Consider the following 16620-nt stretch of genomic DNA (forward strand, 5'->3'; position numbering starts at 1 on the left):
GAGGCAGACCTGATCAACGTGACGGCGATCGTGAACTTCACCGGCGACGCGAACCCGTACGGAGGCGGTGACCCGTACGCGGACTACCGCACCGCCGACCTCCCCTTCACCCACTACGCCGACCTCGCCGACCGCCGGCTCGGTGCCGGTGTCATCGCCGCCAACGACGAGTTCTTCGCCCAGCGGGAGAACCTGCTGCTGCCCGAGCGGGCCGAGTTCGACCCGGAGCACTTCGGGCACAAGGGCAAGATCATGGACGGCTGGGAGACCCGGCGCCGCCGGGGCGTCTCGGCCGAGCACCCCTGGCCGACCGCCGAGGACCACGACTGGGCGCTGGTCCGCCTGGGCGCGCCCGGCGTCGTCCGGGGCATCGTCGTCGACACCGCCCACTTCCGCGGCAACTACCCGCAGGCGGTCTCGGTCGAGGCCACCTCGGTGCCGGGCACCCCCTCACCCGAGGACCTCCTCGCCTCCGACGTGAAGTGGACGACCCTCGTACCGCGCACCCCCGTCGGCGGCCACGCGGCGAACGGCTTCGCCGTCGCCGTCGAACAGCGCTTCACCCATCTGCGTGTCAACCAGCACCCCGACGGCGGCATCGCCCGCCTGCGGGTGTACGGCGAGGTCGTCCCGGACCCCGTGTGGCTGGACGCCCTCGGCACCTTCGACGTGGTCGCCCTGGAGAACGGCGGCCGGGCGGAGGACGCCTCCAACCTCTTCTACTCACCGGCCACCAACACCATCCAGCCCGGCCGCGCCCGGGTCATGCACGAGTGCTGGGAGACCCGTCGCCGCCGTGACCAGGGCAACGACTGGATCCGCTACCGCCTGGCCGCGCAGTCCGAGATCCGGGCCCTGGAGATCGACACGGCCTGCCTGAAGGGCAACGCGGCGGGCTGGGCCAGTGTCTCGGTCCGGGACGGCGAGGACGGCACCTGGACGGAGATCCTCCCGCGCACCCGCCTCCAGCCCGACACCGACCACCGCTTCGTCCTCCCCGAGCCCGCGGTGGCCACCCACGCCCGCGTCGACATCTACCCGGACGGCGGCATCTCCCGCCTGCGCCTGCACGGCTCACTGACGGACGAGGGCAGGACGGGACTGGCGGCACGCTTCCGGGAACTGGGCGCCTGACCACACCCGTCCTGGCCGCACCGATGAGTTGCGGGCGCCCGCGGGGTCTGAGGTGATGACAACAGATCCCGCACCAGGAAGCAGGCGATCGCCATGGGCAAGCTCGTCTCGACCGTCTTCGTCACCCTCGACGGCGTCTACCAGGCCCCCGGTGGCCCCGAGGAGGACACCCGCGGCGGCTTCGAGCACGGCGGCTGGAGCTTTCCGTACGCCGACGACGACTTCGGGAAGTTCGTCGAGGAGAGTTTCGGCAGGGTCGGCGCGTTCCTCCTCGGCCGCCGCACGTACGACATCTTCGCCTCGTACTGGCCGAAGATGACCGACCCGGCCGACCCCGTCGCCGGCAAGCTGAACACGCTGCCGAAGTACGTCGCCTCCACGACCCTCACGGACCCCGAGTGGTCCGGTACCACGGTCCTCGGCGGCGACCTCGCCGAAGAGGTCACCGCCCTCAAGGAGCGCACCGACGGCGAACTCCAGGTGCACGGCAGCGGGGCGCTGGTCGGGTCCCTGATCGACCTCGGCCTCCTCGACACCCTGCACCTGCTGACCTTCCCGGTGGCGCTCGGCTCCGGCCTCCGGCTGTTCCGGGAGGGAGCCGTGCCGACGGCCTTCCGGCACGCGGGAGGCCGGATCACCGGCAAGGGCGTCTCGATCCAGACCTACGAGCGGGAGGGGCGCCCCTCCTACGGCAGTTTCGCCCTGCCCGAGGACGCCTGACGGGACGTCGTATGTGAAGAAGGGCGTCATCGATCGACCACGACTGCTGATCACCGCGGGGGCACCCCTCGGGCCGTCCGTCCTCCCCCCACCGAACGGACGGCCCGACGGGCCCGAGTCATCTGGCCTTCCGGCTGTCGGCCGCCGCGAACAGGGCGAGCCCCAGCACGATCAGCGCGATGCTGACGTACAGCTCGTAGCCGTCCAGGACGGCCCACCGCTGGGTCACCCCCCACCGCAGCTTGCCCGTGAGTTCGTACACCAGACCGCCCGAGCCCTGTAGCAGGGCGAGGAACCCGATCAACTCCAAGAACTGCTTCATGGCAGGGATCCTCCCGCCGCGGCCCCCTCCCGCCCATCGGCCGCGGGGCCCTGTCCGGCCGACCGCGGTAGCGATCCGCAGGGCCCCCGGCCACCGAAAGTCGACGAGGTCACGACTTTGGTCGCGATCCCCGGCGGAAGGCGCCCACGGGGGCCGACTCTGCGTAGATTTGTCGACCGTGAGTGGTGACCCACCGGTGCCCGAACCACCGGCCTTCCCCGGGCGGCGCTGGCTGTTGCCGTCCGCCGTCCTCGACCCCGCCCAGAACTCCGGCCCCGGGCGCCCGGAGCGGCGACCCCGGCGCACCGCGCGCGACTGGGTCGTCGACTTCACCTGCTTCCTGCTCGCGGTGGGCATCGGCCTCCTCGCGTTGGACACGGTGCAGAAGGAGGTCGGCCTCCCCGACGCCTACGCCGCCCTCGACCAGGTGCTCGGCGCGCTCGCCTGCGCCGCGGTCTGGCTGCGCCGACGCCGGCCGACCGGGCTCGCCGTCGCGATGGTCCCGGTCTGCTTCGTGTCCGCGACCGCGGGCGGCGCCGGCCTCGTCGCCCTCTTCACCCTCACCGTCCACCGGCCCTTCCGGTACGTGGCCGGGGTGGCCGGTGTCTCCGCGCTGCTGAACCCGGTCTTCTACTTGCTGCGCCCCGACCCCGACGTCAGCTACCCCTGGGCGGTCTTCCTCTCCGTCCTGCTCACCGGCGCCGTCGTCGGCTGGGGCATGTTCGTGCGCTCCAAGCGACAGCTGATGCTGAGCTTCCGGGACCGCGCCCGGCGGGCCGAGACGGAGGCGGCCCTGCGGGCCGAGAAGGCGCAGCGCCTGGCCCGCGAGGCCATCGCCCGCGAGATGCACGACGTCCTCGCCCATCGGCTGACCCTGCTCAGCGTGCACGCGGGAGCCCTGGAGTTCCGGCCCGACGCGCCCCGCGCGGAGATCGTCCGTGCGGCGGGCGTCATCCGGGAGAGCGCCCACGAGGCGCTCCAGGACCTGCGGGAGATCATCGGTGTGCTGCGCGCGGGCGACTCCGACGACGCCGGACGCCCCCAGCCGACGCTCGCCGCCCTGGACGGCCTCGTCGCCGAGTCCCGTGTGGCCGGCATGAAGGTCGTCCTCGACAACCACGTCACCGACCCCGCCGCCGTCCCCGCCTCCGTGGGCCGCACCGCGTACCGCATCGTCCAGGAATGCCTCACCAACGCCCGCAAGCACGCGCCCGACGCCGAGGTCACCGTCACGGTCTCGGGCGCCCCGGCCGAGGGACTCTCCGTCCGCGTCCGCAATCCCGCCCCACCGGGGGAGGTCCCGCCCGTGCCCGGCTCCGGACAGGGGCTGATCGGCCTGACCGAGCGGGCCACCCTCGCCGGTGGCCGCCTGGAGCACGGCCCCGAGGCGGACGGCGGCTTCGAGGTGCGGGCCCGGCTGCCCTGGGCCTGAGAACGAGGTGCGCGCGGGGAACCGCGCGAGAGACCACGAACCACCCGCACCCGCCGAACAGACAGCGCACCCCCGAGCTATGAGGCGCCCCGGCCCCACCCCCGCGGCACCACCCGTTGGCCCGCCGAGCCGTACACCCACGCCGACGCCTCGTCGATGAAGTCGCCGGGGAAGCCGAGCCGGAAGCCGGTCGTGTCCTCCAGACGGGCCAGGACCTCCTCCGGCAGGACCAGCCGCGCCCCGCCCAGGTTGTCCGCGAGCTGTTCGGCCCTGCGGGCGCCCAGGACGGGGTGGACGGCGGGGGAGTGCGCCATGGTCCAGGCGATGGCGACCTGCGCGGGCGTGGCACCGAGCTCGTCCGCGGCGGACTGCACGGCCTGCGCGACCGCCCGCTCCCGCCGCCCGATGGTCTCCGCGGACAGCCGGGTCGCCGTACCCGGCGCCGGCCCGCCCGCCCGCGTGTACTTGCCGGACAGGATGCCGTTCTGCAACGGGCTCCACGCCGCGACCGACATCCCGAACGCCTCCGCCATCGGCAGCAGCTCACGCTCGATGTCCCGGTTGAGCAGGCTGTACGGCACCTGGAGCGCCGACAGCGGGGACCAACCCCGCCACTCCGCGAGGGTGTTGGCCCGGGCCACCACCCACGCCGGGGCGTCCGAGATCCCGACGTACAGCACCTTCCCGGACCGTACGGCGTCGTCCAGCGCGCGCATCGTCTCCTCGAGAGGGGTGTTCCGGTCCCAGATGTGCACCCAGTACAGGTCGATGTAGTCGGTCTCCAGACGCCGCAGACTGGTCTCCAGCGACAGGGCCAGGTTCTTGCGGTGGTTGCCCGCCGCGTTGGGGTCGGTGCCGTCGCGCGAGACGGTGTACTTCGTGGACAGCACGAACCGGTCCCGCTGCCCCTTGAGCAGCTCGCCGACGATGCGCTCGCTCTCCCCGCCCCGGTAGTTGACGGCCGTGTCGATCACATTGCCGCCGGCCTCCGCGTACACGTCGAGGATGCGCGCGCACTCCGCCCGGGGCGCCCCCACACCGCCCTGCTCGCCGAACGTCATGGCGCCGAGGAACAGCTCGGAGACACGGAGCCCGGTCCGGCCCAGGAGTCGGTAACGCACCCAAAACCTCCGTCAGTTGAATGCCGTACCGGCCGACACTAACGGGTCGCCCCGGCGGAAGACGTCGGTCCGTGACGCGGCGTCATTACGGTAGACCCATGACCGACTTCCGAACGGCGGGCCGATGACCCCCATCCGACTGCTCCTCGTCGACGACGACCCCCTCGTCCGCGCCGGACTCTCCTTCATGCTGGGCGGCGCCGACGACATCGAGATCGTGGGCGAGGCCGCCGACGGCGCCGAGGTGGACGCCCTGGTCGACCGCGTCCGCCCCGACGTCGTCCTCATGGACATCCGGATGCCCACCGTCGACGGCCTCTCGGCCACCGAACGGCTCCGCCGCCGCGCGGACGCCCCCCAGGTGGTCGTGCTCACCACCTTCCACGCCGACGACCAGGTGCTGAGGGCCCTGCGCGCGGGCGCCGCCGGGTTCGTCCTGAAGGACACCCCGCCCGCCGAGATCGTCGACGCGGTACGCCGGGTCGCCGCCGGTGATCCCGTGCTGTCTCCCGCCGTCACCCGCCGGCTGATGGAGCACGCGGCGGGCGGCGCCCCCGACACCCGCCGTACGACGGCCCGTTCCCGGGTCGCCGCCCTCAACGACCGGGAGCGCGAGGTCGCCGTCGCGGTCGGCCGGGGTGCCTCCAACGCCGAGATCGCCGCCGAACTCTTCATGAGCGTCGCCACCGTCAAGACCCACGTCTCCCGCATCCTCGCCAAGCTCGACCTCAACAACCGTGTGCAGATCGCCCTGTTGACGTACGACGCCGGGCTGCTGGAGGAGGGCGGACGCTAGCGCCCGCCGCCAGGGCGGGGAGCCCCGGCCGGGGGCGGTCGCCCGGTGGGCGGGGAATCCGGTGCCTGGTGCGGGCACTCGCGCGGGGGCCCGTGCGTTGTGCGGGTGAGGGGGGATTCATGAGGAACACACAGGTGATCGATCTGCGGGAGTACGGGGCCCGGTTCAACGAGGACCCGTATCCCGTGTACGCCGAGCTGCGCGCGCTCGGCCCGGTGCACCGGGTCCGGCTGCCCGGACACGACACGCAGAACGAGGTGTGGCTGGTCGTGGGGTACGAGGAGGCGCGGGCGGCGCTCGCCGACCCCCGGCTGGCGAAGGACGCATCGAAGATCGGCATCACCTTCCTCGACGAGGAGCTGATCGGCAAGTACCTGCTGGTCTCCGACCCGCCACAGCACACCCGGCTGCGGGGGCTCATCACCCGCGAGTTCACCGCCCGCCGTGTGGAGCGACTGCGGCCCCGGATCCAGCAGATCACCGACGACCTGCTCGATGCGGTGCTCCCGCTCGGCAGCGCCGACCTGGTGGAGTCCTTCGCCTATCCGCTGCCGCTCACCGTCATCTGCGAACTGCTCGGCGTGCCCGAGTTCGACCGCGCCGCCTTCCGCGAGATGTCGACGGAGACGGTGGCCCCCACCAGCGCGGAGAGCGAGTACGACGCCTTCGTCCGACTCGCCGCGTACCTGGGCGAGTTGATCGAGGACAAGCGGTGCTCCCCGCCCGCCGACGACCTGCTCAGCGCGCTGATCCGCACCACCGACGAGGACGGCGACCGGCTGTCCCCGGACGAGCTGCGCGGCATGGCCTTCATCCTGCTCATCGCCGGTCACGAGACCACGGTCAACCTCATCACCAACGCCGTGCGCAACCTGCTCGCCCACCCGGGCCAACTCGCCGAGGTACGGGCCGACATGAGCCTGGTGGACGCGGTGGTGGAGGAGACCCTGCGCTACGAGGGCCCCGTGGAGAACGCGACGTTCCGCTTCGCCGCCGAGCCCCTCGTCATCGCCGGGACACCCATCGAGGCGGGCGACTCCGTGCTGGTCGGCCTGGCCGCCGCCGACCGCGACGACAGCCGCTGCCCCGCCGCCGACCGCTTCGACATCCACCGCGACACCCGCGGCCACCTCGCCTTCGGGCACGGCATCCACTACTGCCTGGGCGCGCCCCTGGCCCGGCTGGAGGCCCGCGTCGCCCTCCGCACCCTCCTCGACCGCTGCCCCGACCTCGCCCCGGACGGCCCGCCGGGCCCCTGGCTGCCGGGCATGCTGATACGCGGCGTACGGAGCCTGCCGGTCCGCTGGTGAGTACGCTCTCCCCGCCCGCGCACGCCGCCCCCGAGCCCCGCAGGAGAACCCCACCATGCAGCGCACCGCGGAGATCACGGCGGCCCTCACCCGGCCGCCGGGCGGCAAGGAGAGCCATCAGCTGTACTGGGGGCCCACCCTGGAGTTCAGCCTGGACTGCTTCGTCTGCGAGCGCCTCGGCCGCACCACGTCCTTCGAGCGGGGCGCGGAGAAGGCCCTGTGCTCCGGTACCCGCAGCGGTCTCGGCCGGCATCACGCGCCGGCCCGCATCGCCGCGTTCGACAGCACCTCCGGCGACGAACGGCTCGCGGTGCGGATCCTGGTCGACTTCTGGTGGGCGCCCTTCGAGGACGGCCGTGACGGCCGCCGCTCCGCTGCCCCGACCAGCCACCCCTGGGTGCGACTGCACCTCGGCTACTACTGCCACGAGACCAGGGAGTCCGGCAAGCCCAGCATCCAGACCAACGTGAGCCGCCCGTGGGACCTCCGCTGCGGCGACTGCGACCAGCTCCTGGCCACCGACACGCAGACCCCGGCGGTACGGCTGCTCGTGTGACCCGCGCGCAGGAAGCCCCCGGCGGTCCGGCCGCCGGGCGGCTCAGTCGCGGCCGCCCGGGATCTCGCCGAGGTTCACCGGCCGGTGCTCCCGGCGGGACAGCTCGCAGGCCTCGGCGACGCGCAGCGCCTGCAGTGCCTCACGGCCGTCGCAGGGGTTGGCCCGCTCGCCGCGCACCACCTCGACGAACGCGGCGACCTCGGCCTCGTACGCGGCGGCGAAACGCTCCAGGAAACCGGTCCACGGCTTGTCGGCGGGCGGCGGCCCGGCCGGCTCGGTGGACGCGACCGGCGTACGGTCGTCCAGCCCGACCACCACGGTGTCCAGCTCCCCGGCCAGCTCCATGCGGACGTCGTAGCCCGCCCCGTTCACCCGCGCCGCCGTCGTCGTGACGAGGGTGCCGTCCTCCAGCGTCAGCACGGCGGCCGCCGTGGCGCAGTCGAAGGCATGCGCCTCCCGGAACATCGGGTTCCCGGCGTCCGACCCCGTGGCGTACGCGGTGACGACCTCGCGTCCCGTCACCCAGCGCACGGCGTCCAGGTCGTGGATCATGCAGTCCCGGAAGATCCCGCCGGAGACCGTCAGGTACCCGGCGGGCGGCGGCGCCTGGTCGGCGCTCAGCGCCCGCACGGTGTGCAACCGCCCCAGCCGGCCCGAGCGCACGGCCTCACGGGCGGTGACATAGCCGGAGTCGAAGCGTCGCTGGAAACCCATCTGCAGCACGGTTCCGGCGGCGTCGACCTCGGCGAGCGCGTTTAAGGTGCCCTGCATGTCCACGGCGATGGGTTTCTCGCAGAACACCGGGAGCCCCGAGCGTGCTGCCCGACCGATCAGTTCGCCGTGGGCCGACGTGGCGGCCGTGATGACCACGGCGTCCACACCCCAGGTGAAGATCTCGTCCACTCCCGGTGCGACCGTCTCGCCCAGGCGGTCCGCCAGGTCGTGGGCCCGAGCCGTGTCGACGTCCGTGATGATCAGGGAGCCGACGTCGCGGTGGCGGCTGAGCGTGGTCGCGTGAATCGTCCCGATTCGACCCGCTCCGATAAGTCCGATGCGCATGAGAAACAAAGTGCGGTCGCACCCGCCGCCGTGTCAATGCTTTGTCCGGACAACCGAACGACGCGGCTTCCCGTCATCCGGCACCGGGACTACGCTCGGCCCGTGCCGAAACCAGAAGTGGATCCGACCGTGTCGCTCCAGCTCAGCGTCGACCGCAGCAGCCCGGTCCCGCTCTACTTCCAGCTGTCGCAGCAACTGGAGGCCGCGATCGAGCACGGCGCGCTGACCCCGGGCAGTCTGCTGGGCAACGAGATCGAGCTGGCCGCCCGCCTCGGCCTGTCCCGCCCGACCGTCCGCCAGGCCATCCAGTCCCTCGTCGACAAGGGCCTCCTCGTCCGCCGCCGCGGCGTGGGCACGCAGGTCGTCCACAGCCAGGTCAAGCGCCCCCTGGAGCTCAGCAGCCTCTACGACGACCTGGAGGCCGCCGGCCAGCGCCCCGAGACCCGGGTCCTGCTCAACACGACGGTCCCCGCCTCCGCCGAGGTCGCCGCCGCCCTCGCGGTCGCCGAGGGCGCAGAGGTCCACCGGATCGAGCGACTCCGTCTGGCCCACGGCGAGCCCATGGCCGCCCTGTGCAACTACATCCCGACCGGCCTCCTGGACCTCGACTCGCCCCAGCTGGAGTCGACGGGCCTCTACCGCCTGATGCGCTCCGCGGGCATCACCCTGCACAGTGCCCGCCAGACCATCGGTGCGAGAACGGCCACACCGGCGGAAGCCGAACGCCTGACCGAACCCAACGGTGCCCCCCTCCTGACCATGCAACGCACCACCTTCGACGACACGGGCAGAGCGGTCGAATACGGCACCCACATCTACCGGGCCTCCCGCTACTCGTTCGACTTCCAGCTGCTGGTGAGGGCGTAGGCGACTTCCCGTCCCCTCGATGGCGGCGCAGCCGCCGAATGGGGGCGCGGGACTGTGACATATGCGGCTCCGCCGCGTGGGCGCGACCAGCCCCCACCGGACCCGCACCCGAAAAACAACCCATGGCACCCCCCGCCCCCACGCCGCACCAAGCGGAGCGCTAAGGCAGAATCGGCCCGATGAGCACTTACCGCGACTTCACCCACCGCGGCTCCGCGCGGGCCACCGTCCTGCGTACCGTCGGCACGCGCGAGCGCCGCTCGCACCTGACGGCGCCCCGCGTCCCCACCGTCGGCATCGACATCGGCGGTACGAAGGTGATGGCGGGCGTCGTGGACGCCGACGGCAACATCCTGGAGAAGCTCCGCACGGAGACCCCGGACAAGTCCAAGAGCCCCCAGGTCGTCGAGGACACGATCGTGGAGCTGGTGCTGGACCTCTCCGACCGGCACGACGTGCACGCCGTCGGCATCGGCGCCGCCGGCTGGGTCGACGCGGACCGAAACCGCGTGCTGTTCGCCCCGCACCTGTCCTGGCGCAACGAACCGCTGCGCGACCGGCTCGCCGGCCGCCTCGCCGTGCCCGTGCTGGTCGACAACGACGCCAACTCCGCCGCCTGGGCCGAGTGGCGTTTCGGCGCCGGCCGTGACGAGGACCACCTGGTCATGATCACGCTCGGCACCGGCATCGGCGGCGCGATCCTGGAGGACGGCCAGGTCAAGCGCGGCAAGTTCGGGGTCGCCGGAGAGTTCGGCCATATGCAGGTCGTGCCCGGCGGACACCGCTGCCCGTGCGGCAACCGCGGCTGCTGGGAGCAGTACAGCTCCGGGAACGCGCTGGTCAGAGAGGCCCGCGAGCTGGCCGCGGCGGACTCCCCGGTCGCGTACGGGATCATCGAGCACGTCAAGGGCAACATCGGGGACATCACCGGCCCGATGATCACCGAGCTGGCCCGTGAGGGCGACGCGATGTGCATCGAGCTGCTCCAGGACATCGGCCAGTGGCTCGGCGTCGGCATCGCCAACCTGGCCGCCGCCCTCGACCCGTCGTGCTTCGTCATCGGCGGCGGTGTCTCGGCCGCCGACGACCTCCTCATCGGCCCCGCCCGCGACGCCTTCCGCCGCCATCTCACCGGCCGCGGCTACCGCCCCGAGGCCCGTATCGCCCGCGCCCAGCTCGGCCCCGAGGCCGGCATGGTGGGCGCCGCCGACCTCGCCCGCCTCGTCGCGCGCCGCTTCCGCCGGGCCAACCGCCGCCGGGTCGAGCGCTACGAGCGGTACGCGCGGTACGTGGAGGCCCGCCGCACCACCGAGGACTCCGCATGACCGCCTCCGTGCCCCGCCAGGGCACCTCACCCGAGGAACCCGAGCAGCCCGCCGAGGACCGCCGCCACAAGATCCGCCGGCGCGCGCTCACCCTGGCGATCATCGTGCTGCTCATCGGCGTCCCCGCCGGCTACCTGGTGATCTCCGCGAACCAGAGCCGGGACAGCGGCAAGGACAAGGAGGAGAAGTACTCGGCGACGGGCCTCACCGCGCACTGGCCCTCCCGGCTCCAGCAGCGCCTGTACGACGTCCCGGTCCCGCCGTACTCGAAGCACCTCGCGTACTACGAGACCAACAACTGGCGGACCAGCCGTCTGTACGTGCAGTTCTACACGAGCAACGAGGGCCTCGAACGCTTCCTCGACCAGATCGGCACCAGCACGGCGGCGCTGAAGAAGGGCGAGATGGCCATCCACGCCCGCGACCGGCGGATCGTCGGCTGGGACTTCGGCGGCCCCGGCCCCTGGTACGGCCTCGTCAACAAGCGGAAGAGTCCCGCGCCCACCCACGACATCGTCGTGAACCGGTCCAACCCGGACCATCCGATGGTGTACGTGGTGTCCCGGACCGTGCCCTGACCTGCGTGTGTCCGGGCCCGCGCGGGCCCGCGCACGGCCGGCGGGACCGATTGTCAGACCCCGCCCGTAGAGTCGGAGACAGCTGATCGGAGCCGGGGACGGCTCATCCGACCATGGGCGGGGAGGTGACCGGACGCATGCGGGACCCGGCTGTTCCCGAGGCCGACACGGCGGTTGGCGGGGCCGTCACGGCCGTTCCCGTGACACCGGCCGTCATCGATCCCCTGACCGTCCCGGTGCGGCTGGCCGCCGTCTTCCTGCCGGCGCCCCTGCCCCGTCACGGCCGGGTCGCCTTCTGGGACCCGGACAGCGACAAACCACCGCCAGGCACCAGCGAGGACCTCACCGTCGTCCGACGGCACGGCGCCACCGGCGTCCGCAGAGGCACCGTCCCCGCCCTGTCCCTGCCCGTCGCCGCCGCCCTGCCCCTGCTCGCCCGGGCCCGCCGCGACCCCGCAGCCCACCCCGCGACGGCCTGCTGGGGTGCCGCCGCCCTGCACGCGCTGCGGCTCGTCGCCCGGGGGCGCCTGCTGCCGGGGCTCACCGCCGACGGGTTCGACGCCTGGCGGGCCGGACCGCTCGACCCCGGCGACATCGCCCACCTCAGAGCCGTCGCCGCCGCACTGCCGTACGAGGGCCACGCCGCTCCCCTGCCCGGCAAGGGCCCCCTCCGGCTGCCCGAACCCGAAGCACTGATGCGCTCCTTCCTGGACGCCGTGGCCGACACCCTGCCCCGCGGCCCGGCCGCGCCGTACGTCTCCGGCAAGCCCTTCGCGGCGAGCACCGGCCAGCGGCTTCCCGGCGCCCGCGACTGGGCCGCCGAGGTCGCCGCCGGCATGGACGCGGGCGTACGGATCTCCCTGCGCCTCGACCTGGCGGCGTACGACCTGTTCGACGACAGCGAAGGGGGCCGCCGGGCCGGCGCGGCCGTCGTGCAGGTGCACAGCCTCGCCGACCCCACGCTGGTCGTCGACGCGGCGGCGCTGTGGGCGGGCGACGCGGACGAGGCGTTCGGGCCCCGCGCACGGGTGGACGCCGCCCTCGCCGTGCGCCGCGCGGCCCGCGTCTGGCCGCCCCTGGACCGGCTCGCCGACCAGGACGTCCCCGACGTCCTCGCGCTCTCCGAGGACGAGCTGTCCGACCTCCTCGGCGTGGCCGCGACGCGGCTGGCCGCGGCCGGGGTCGCCGTGCACTGGCCCCGCGACCTCGCCCAGGACCTGAGCGCCCGCGCCGAGGTGAGCCCGGCGCCCGGCTCGGCCACGGACGGCACGGGCTTCTTCGAGAGCGAGGAACTGCTCAGCTTCCGCTGGCAGTTGGCGCTCGGCGGCGACCCGCTCACCGACGCCGAGATGGACGCCCTGGCCGAGGCCCACCGCCCGGTCGTCCGTCTGCGCGACCAGTGGGTCCTCGTGGACCCGGCTCTCGTCCGCAAGGCCCGCCGACGCGAACTGGGCCTGCTGGACCCGGTGGACGCCCTGTCCGCGGCCCTGACCGGCACGGCCGACGTGGACGGCGAGACCGTGGAGGCGGTCCCGGTGGGCGCGCTGGCCGCGCTCCGCGACCGGCTGACGGCCGGCGTCGGCCCGGTCGATCCGCCCCCGGGCCTCGCGGCCACCCTCCGCGACTACCAACTCCGCGGCCTGGCCTGGCTGGACCTCATGACCTCCCTCGGCCTCGGCGGCTGCCTCGCCGACGACATGGGCCTCGGCAAGACCATCACCGTCATCGCCCTGCATCTGCGCCGGGCCCGCCCCGAGCCCACCCTCGTCGTCTGCCCCGCCTCCCTGCTGGGCAACTGGCAGCGCGAGATCACCCGCTTCGCCCCCGGCGTGCCCGTCCGCCGCTTCCACGGCCCCGACCGCTCCCTGGACGACCTCGGCCCCGGCTTCGTCCTCACCACGTACGGCACGATGCGCTCGGCGGCTCCCCGACTCGCCGAGCGGCGATGGGGGATGGTCGTCGCCGACGAGGCCCAGCACGTCAAGAACCCCTACTCGGCGACCGCGAAGGCCCTGCGCACCATCCCGACGCCCGCCCGGGTCGCCCTCACCGGCACCCCCGTGGAGAACAACCTCTCCGAGCTGTGGGCCCTCCTCGACTGGACCACCCCCGGCCTCCTCGGCCCCCTCAAGTCCTTCCGCGCCCGCCACGCCCGAGCCGTGGAGAACGGCGAGGACGAGGAGGCCGTGACCCGACTCGCCCGGCTGGTCCGCCCCTTCCTGCTCCGCCGCAAGAAGTCCGACCCCGGTATCGTCCCCGAACTCCCGCCCAAGACCGAGACCGACCACCCCGTCCCTCTCACCCGTGAACAGGCCGCGCTCTACGAGGCCGTCGTCCGCGAGTCGCTGCTGGCCATCGAGACGGCGGAGGGCATCGCCCGCCGGGGCCTGGTCCTGAAACTGCTGGGCGCCCTCAAACAGATCTGCGACCACCCGGCGTTGTATCTGAAGGAGGAGGCGGCCGGCCACGGCGACCGCCTGTCCGCCCGCTCCGGCAAACTCGCCCTCCTCGACGAACTGGTGGACACCCTCCTCTCCGAGGACGGCTCGGCCCTGGTCTTCACCCAGTACGTCGGCATGGCCCGCCTGATCACCGCGCACCTCGCCGCTCGAGCGATCCCCGTCGAACTGCTCCACGGCGGCACCCCCGTCAAGGACCGCGAGGACATGGTGGACCGCTTCCAGAGCGGAGCGACCCCCGTCCTCGTCCTGTCCCTCAAGGCGGCCGGCACCGGCCTGAACCTCACCCGGGCCGGCCATGTCATCCACTTCGACCGCTGGTGGAACCCCGCGGTCGAGGAACAGGCCACCGACCGGGCCTACCGCATCGGCCAGACCCAACCCGTCCAGGTCCACCGCCTCATCACCGAGGGCACCGTCGAGGACCGCATCGCCGAGATGCTCGAAGCGAAGCGGGCCCTCTCCGACGCGATCCTCGGCTCCGGCGAGGCGGCCCTCACGGAACTGACCGACCGCGAACTGACCGACCTCGTCTCGCTGCGGAGGTCGACATGAGCACCCCCGACCACCCCACCCCCCGCCCCGCGGACGCGGCCCGCCAGGCCCTGCGCGCGGCCCGGGAACGGGCACTGCGCGGCGAGGACCAGGGGGAGACCGCGACGCCACCGACGGCGAGCGGCGGGGGTGCTGCGTCCGGCGGAGCCGGTCAGGCGGATGAGGCGTCGGGGCGCGGCGTGGAGATGACGTCCGGCCGTGGCAGCGCGGGGAGTGAGGTCAGGGGGGCGCGGGGTGCCCGGCCGGGTGATGTGGCCCGGGCAGCGCTGTGGCGGGCCACGGGCGCCAGGGCGGCGGCCTCGCCACAGGAGCCGTCAGGGGAGCGTGTGTCACACACCCCCGAGGCCCCGCGTGCCGGTGGGACCGCCGCACCGGGCGGTGCCCGGCCCGGCGACATCGCCCGTGCCGCGCTGCGCGCCGCTCGGAGCGCGGCGGAGCGGGCCCGCGCGGAGGCCGAGGAGGAGTCCAAGGCCAAGGCTGATACCCGGGCCAGAACTGATGCCGATGCCGTTGCCGATGCTGGGGCCGAGGCCAGGATCGATGCCGATGTCGATGCCGTTGCCGATGTCGATGCTGGGGCCGGTGTACGGGGAGCCGTATCTGAGGCATCGGCGGCATCGGCAGCATCGGCGGCAGCGGGAGCAGCCGGTGCCGGGCAGCGGGCTGCCCCCTCGCCCCGTGCCGCGGACCGGGCCCCGGGCCGCCGCAGCGGGAGGCTGGAAGGGAGGGGCCGCAGCGCTGACCGAGGTGAGGGCGCTGACCCGAGCGAGGGCCCCCGCCCGGTCCGGGACGTACGCGCCGTGCTCGCCGGTGCCTTCGAGCTGCCCTCGGAGGACCTTGCGCCGAGAGCCGAAGCAGAACCTCCCACCCGAGGCGAAGCCGATGCCCACGTCGGCGACCGGTCTGTCGGCCGTGTCGTCGACCACCCCGGGGAGACCCGGTCCGGAGGCGGCGGCGCCACGCCCCTCGTCCCCGGCACCATGGCCGCCCCCTCCCGTGACGGCGAACTCCGCCGTACCTTCGGGGCGTTTCCGCCCCGGACCTCGGGTGGGGAGGCGTTCGCGGAGAGCTGGTGGGGGAACGCGTGGGTGACGGCGTTGGAGGAGGGCGCCCTGGACGCGGCCCGGCTCACGCGAGGGCGGGCGTACGCAGACAAGGGCAACGTGGACGCGATCACGGTCACGCCGGGGCTGGTGCTGGCGTACGTCCATGGCAGCCGGCCCCGGCCCTACCGGGTGCAGGTCCGGCTGCGCACACTGGACGACGACGAGTGGGACAGTTTCCTGGACACGGCGGCCGAACGCCCCGCCGACATCGCCGCCCTGCTCGACAAGGAACTCCCGCAGTCCCTGGCTGGTGGTGCCACACCCTCACCCGCACCCGCGTCCGGCGGTCGGAGCCCTCGCGGGACGCGGCTGCTGCCCGGACCGGGGGAGTTGGAGCCGCACTGCAGTTGCCCGGACCGAGGGCATCCCTGCAAGCACGCGGCGGCGCTCTGCTATCAGACGGCGCGGCTGCTGGACGAGGACCCGTTCGTTCTGCTGCTTCTGCGGGGTCGGGGCGAGCGGGAGTTGCTCGACGCGCTGTCGCGGCGCAACGCCGCTCGGGCGGCGCGTGCCGCGCAGGAGCAGCGGCCCACGGCACTCCCCGGTGTCCGGGCGAGCGAGGCCCTCTCCCCGCGCACGCTTCCGCCGCTGCCCGCACCGCTGCCCCCGCCCCCGCACCCGGAGCAGCCCCCGGTGTATCCGGGGGCGCCGGGCGGCCCGGACCCGTTCGCGCTGGACCAGTTGGCCACCGACGCGGCGGCCCGGGCGCACGCACTGCTCACCACCGGACGGGACCCGGTCGCCGAGCTGACACTCTGGCAGGACGCGGTACGGCTGGCCGCGGCCCGCCCCGGCTCCGGTCTGACCGCCACCACCCGCGCCCTGTACTCGTCACTGGCCGCCGCCACCGGCCGCACCGCGGCCGACCTGGCCCGCGCCGTCGCCGCCTGGCGCCAGGGCGGCATCGAAGGGCTCGCCGTCCTGGAGGAACCGTGGGACCCGCCGGCGGGCCGCTTCGACCGTGCCCGCCCGCTGCTCCTCGCCGCCGACCTGCCGGCGTTCCGCCCCTGGCACAACCACCTCACCCACCCCCTCGGCCACGTCCAACTCCGCCTCGGCCGGGACGGCCTGTGGTACGCCTACGAGTCCGACCCGGGCCACGACGACTGGTGGCCCAGAGGAACACCCGACCTCGACCCGGTGGGAGCCCTGACGGGCCTGGGCTCGACCGACGGCCTCTGACTCCCCCCACGAATTCCGACACGCTGGGAAGTCTGTTCGACGGATGGTCCGTCGTCGTGCCCCGTTCCCGCGCCCGCGGCGTGACCTGCGCTTCGGTG

The 16620-nt window shown here is 73.6% G+C and carries 14 protein-coding genes; 11 read left to right on the forward strand and 3 right to left on the reverse strand.

What is annotated here, in order from left to right:
- The first annotated feature begins 18 nt into the window (after nt 1-18).
- Together alc and SMA5143A_RS03190 are read left to right on the forward strand one after the other, a co-directional pair.
- The gene (gene alc / locus SMA5143A_RS03185) at nt 19-1134 is read left to right on the forward strand and encodes an allantoicase (RefSeq protein WP_107461291.1); all 1116 of its coding nucleotides are present in this window, start codon (nt 19-21) and stop codon (nt 1132-1134) included.
- Between the two features lie 93 nt (nt 1135-1227).
- On the forward strand, nt 1228-1854 hold the full coding sequence (locus SMA5143A_RS03190) for a dihydrofolate reductase family protein (protein WP_107461292.1): 627 nt from the start codon (nt 1228-1230) through the stop codon (nt 1852-1854).
- A 118-nt stretch (nt 1855-1972) separates the two neighbouring features.
- Here SMA5143A_RS03190 and SMA5143A_RS03195 read toward each other — a convergent pair whose 3' ends face one another.
- Complete coding sequence (locus tag SMA5143A_RS03195) at nt 1973-2176, reverse strand: hypothetical protein (RefSeq protein WP_107461293.1); 204 nt, start codon at nt 2174-2176, stop codon at nt 1973-1975.
- A 178-nt stretch (nt 2177-2354) separates the two neighbouring features.
- Between SMA5143A_RS03195 and SMA5143A_RS03200 the strand changes: the two genes are divergently transcribed.
- Nucleotides 2355-3608, forward strand: coding sequence for a sensor histidine kinase (locus tag SMA5143A_RS03200; protein WP_181361696.1), 1254 nt, complete (start codon nt 2355-2357; stop codon nt 3606-3608).
- A 77-nt stretch (nt 3609-3685) separates the two neighbouring features.
- Here SMA5143A_RS03200 and SMA5143A_RS03205 read toward each other — a convergent pair whose 3' ends face one another.
- Nucleotides 3686-4729 carry an aldo/keto reductase gene (locus SMA5143A_RS03205; protein WP_107461295.1) on the reverse strand — a complete coding sequence of 348 codons (1044 nt, stop codon included), beginning with the start codon at nt 4727-4729 and terminating at the stop codon, nt 3686-3688.
- 124 nt (nt 4730-4853) lie between these two features.
- Between SMA5143A_RS03205 and SMA5143A_RS03210 the strand changes: the two genes are divergently transcribed.
- The 3 genes from SMA5143A_RS03210 to SMA5143A_RS03220 all read left to right on the forward strand — a co-directional run bounded on the left by SMA5143A_RS03210 (nt 4854) and on the right by SMA5143A_RS03220 (nt 7391).
- Entirely contained in the window at nt 4854-5525 is a 672-nt protein-coding gene (locus tag SMA5143A_RS03210; RefSeq protein WP_107461296.1) for a response regulator, read from the forward strand.
- A gap of 119 nt (nt 5526-5644) precedes the next feature.
- Nucleotides 5645-6835 (forward strand): cytochrome P450 family protein, encoded by a 1191-nt coding sequence (locus tag SMA5143A_RS03215; RefSeq protein ID WP_107461297.1) that lies wholly within the window; start codon nt 5645-5647, stop codon nt 6833-6835.
- A 55-nt stretch (nt 6836-6890) separates the two neighbouring features.
- Nucleotides 6891-7391, forward strand: a complete 501-nt coding sequence (locus tag SMA5143A_RS03220; RefSeq protein ID WP_107461298.1) for a hypothetical protein — start codon at nt 6891-6893, stop codon at nt 7389-7391.
- A gap of 42 nt (nt 7392-7433) precedes the next feature.
- Here SMA5143A_RS03220 and SMA5143A_RS03225 read toward each other — a convergent pair whose 3' ends face one another.
- Nucleotides 7434-8450 (reverse strand): Gfo/Idh/MocA family oxidoreductase, encoded by a 1017-nt coding sequence (locus SMA5143A_RS03225; protein ID WP_107461299.1) that lies wholly within the window; start codon nt 8448-8450, stop codon nt 7434-7436.
- 129 nt (nt 8451-8579) lie between these two features.
- Between SMA5143A_RS03225 and SMA5143A_RS03230 the strand changes: the two genes are divergently transcribed.
- From SMA5143A_RS03230 to SMA5143A_RS03250, 5 genes are all read left to right on the forward strand, one after another.
- Nucleotides 8580-9317: a GntR family transcriptional regulator gene (locus SMA5143A_RS03230; RefSeq protein ID WP_181361722.1), complete on the forward strand. Its 738-nt coding sequence runs from the start codon at nt 8580-8582 to the stop codon at nt 9315-9317.
- 179 nt (nt 9318-9496) lie between these two features.
- Complete coding sequence (locus tag SMA5143A_RS03235) at nt 9497-10642, forward strand: ROK family glucokinase (protein ID WP_055521132.1); 1146 nt, start codon at nt 9497-9499, stop codon at nt 10640-10642.
- Nucleotides 10639-11220 carry a sugar kinase gene (locus SMA5143A_RS03240; RefSeq protein ID WP_107461301.1) on the forward strand — a complete coding sequence of 194 codons (582 nt, stop codon included), beginning with the start codon at nt 10639-10641 and terminating at the stop codon, nt 11218-11220. Before SMA5143A_RS03235 ends, SMA5143A_RS03240 begins: the two co-directional genes overlap by 4 nt.
- 137 nt (nt 11221-11357) lie before the next feature.
- Nucleotides 11358-14234, forward strand: a complete 2877-nt coding sequence (locus SMA5143A_RS03245) for a DEAD/DEAH box helicase (RefSeq protein WP_107461576.1) — start codon at nt 11358-11360, stop codon at nt 14232-14234.
- Nucleotides 14235-14419: 185 nt separating this feature from the next.
- Nucleotides 14420-16522, forward strand: coding sequence for an SWIM zinc finger family protein (locus tag SMA5143A_RS03250; RefSeq protein ID WP_375136454.1), 2103 nt, complete (start codon nt 14420-14422; stop codon nt 16520-16522).
- Nucleotides 16523-16620 lie beyond the last annotated feature (98 nt).

This window comes from Streptomyces sp. MA5143a (genome assembly GCF_900290235.1).
Classification (GTDB): Bacteria; Actinomycetota; Actinomycetes; order Streptomycetales; family Streptomycetaceae; genus Streptomyces.